The organism is Candidatus Symbiopectobacterium sp. (genome assembly GCF_020054415.1).
Classification (GTDB): domain Bacteria; phylum Pseudomonadota; class Gammaproteobacteria; order Enterobacterales; family Enterobacteriaceae; genus Symbiopectobacterium.
This window is the reverse complement of the sequence record NZ_JAHWCO010000045.1, coordinates 1-1,605: the sequence shown is the minus strand read 5'-3', so window position 1 is coordinate 1,605 and position 1,605 is coordinate 1. Positions and strand designations below refer to the sequence as shown.

At 49.3% G+C, this 1,605-nt stretch carries 3 protein-coding genes and 2 pseudogenes; 2 read left to right on the top strand and 3 right to left on the bottom strand.

The genetic code is table 11. The annotated features are described in order from the left end of the window. Positions 1–109: IS1 family transposase (locus QZ506_RS01565; RefSeq protein WP_367272953.1), on the bottom strand; the 109-nt coding region annotated here is incomplete at its 3' end. Positions 110–171: 62 nt separating this feature from the next. Beyond that, a complete protein-coding gene (locus QZ506_RS01560) occupies positions 172–441 on the bottom strand; it encodes a YihD family protein (RefSeq protein WP_291968584.1) in 270 nt (89 codons plus the stop codon). Between the two features lie 134 nt (positions 442–575). Here QZ506_RS01560 and mobA point away from each other — a divergent pair, with 134 nt between their 5' ends. Both mobA and mobB read left to right on the top strand, forming a co-directional pair. Beyond that, positions 576–1,151 (top strand): molybdenum cofactor guanylyltransferase MobA, encoded by a 576-nt coding sequence (gene mobA / locus QZ506_RS01555; RefSeq protein ID WP_291968582.1) that lies wholly within the window; start codon positions 576–578, stop codon positions 1,149–1,151. Next, positions 1,144–1,401: pseudogene (gene mobB / locus QZ506_RS01550) on the top strand (molybdopterin-guanine dinucleotide biosynthesis protein B); the annotation flags it as partial. The gene mobA and the pseudogene mobB, both read left to right, overlap by 8 nt. A gap of 118 nt (positions 1,402–1,519) precedes the next feature. On the opposite strand, the pseudogene QZ506_RS01545 reads toward mobB, so the two are convergent. Then, positions 1,520–1,605 (bottom strand): annotated as a pseudogene (locus tag QZ506_RS01545) (lipoprotein); the annotation flags it as partial.

Below are 1,605 nucleotides of genomic sequence, written 5' to 3'. Positions count from 1 at the left end.
GTTTGCATGACTGACGACGGTAACGCTGATGGCCACTTTTGCCATAACCGTGTTTTTTCACAGGAGATGTCTGTTCACAAAACTGGCATCTTACATCAACTTTAGCCACTGTATTCCACATCCAAAACCGGACATTTCACACTGCAATCAACATATTGAATACACGACCCATCAGTCCTTGATAACACCACGAGCTCGCAGCAATGCTGTTTTGAAATCTTCCTCATAATCATTTTTCAAGCCAGGAATGACCTGCTCTTTATCCGTGTCACGCATTTTCAAATGGTAGATCAGGATATCATCTGTCAGCTCACTTAGCTGCCCCTGGAACCCCGCCTCCTGTGCAAGTTTTTGTAAAAATTGGACCAGATTCAGGTCCTGATCTTTTTGCCAGGCAGGATGCAGTAACTCAACCAACTCGTTAACGCGATGACATTTCATGATTTAATCCTCTTATACTGTATACACAAGCGTGGATATCACCTTAACAGCCTTAATCACGGGTGGAAAGCGCTTGGCGTCAGGAATTATTTTGCCCAGAATAGAGCCTCTGCGGCGCGACAACGAGGGATAACATGATCACAGGCATCATTCTGTCAGGTGGCCATGCCAGCCGAATGGGCGGGCAGGATAAGGGACTATTAACGTTGCGCGGCATACCGCTCTACCAACACGTTTTAACCCGCCTGAAACCCCAAGTGGACCGCGTCTACATCAATGCCAATCGTAACCAGGCTGTTTATCAGGAAAGTGGCTGCACCGTTTTTAGCGACTTACCGAATGGCTTTTCAGGCCCCTTGGCAGGTATCTTATCCAGCCTGAAAATCATCGAGACGGAATGGGCCGTTTTCGCGCCCTGCGATGTCCCTAATTTACCCACCGATCTGGTGGAGAGACTGTGGCACAGCAAACAGCAAGGGCATGCCGCCTACGTAAACGATGGACAGAGAGAACATCCAACCTTGTTGCTTATCTACCGTTCCCTGATGCCAAAGCTTGAAACCTACCTGGAACGTGGCGATCGTAAGCTGATGCTTTTTCTGGCAGAGATCGAGGCGACTCCCGTACTTTTTGCGGACTGCCCTTTGGCATTCCAAAACCTGAACACCCCAGACGATCTCTCCAATTGGCAAGAGGCCAAACATGACTGAGTTGCATCGCCCACGCCTGCTTGCCGTTAGCGCGTATAGCGGTACCGGGAAAACCACTTTGCTCACCCACGTGATCCCACTCCTTAAAGAGAAAGGGCTACACATTGGTGTGATAAAGCACAATCACCGTGATATGGATATCGATAAACCCGGCAAAGACAGCTATGAGCTACGTAAGGCGGGGTCTGAGCAGACGCTTGTTGCCAGTAACCAACGTTGGGCGCTGATGACGGAAACACCGAAAGCCCAATAAGTGGAGCTCTATGAGATGGTGAGCAAGATGGATGTGGATACGTTGGATTTGGTGTCAGCGCGGCTTTGTTGAATAAATCAGAACTGTAATGACTGCGCCCCATACGGGTCGATTGTTACGTGATGCGAATACTGTTCGGCATTCCTAATAGCGTGATCCGGTTAAGCGCTTTGACCATGGCCATGGCTTCACCCACCTGAG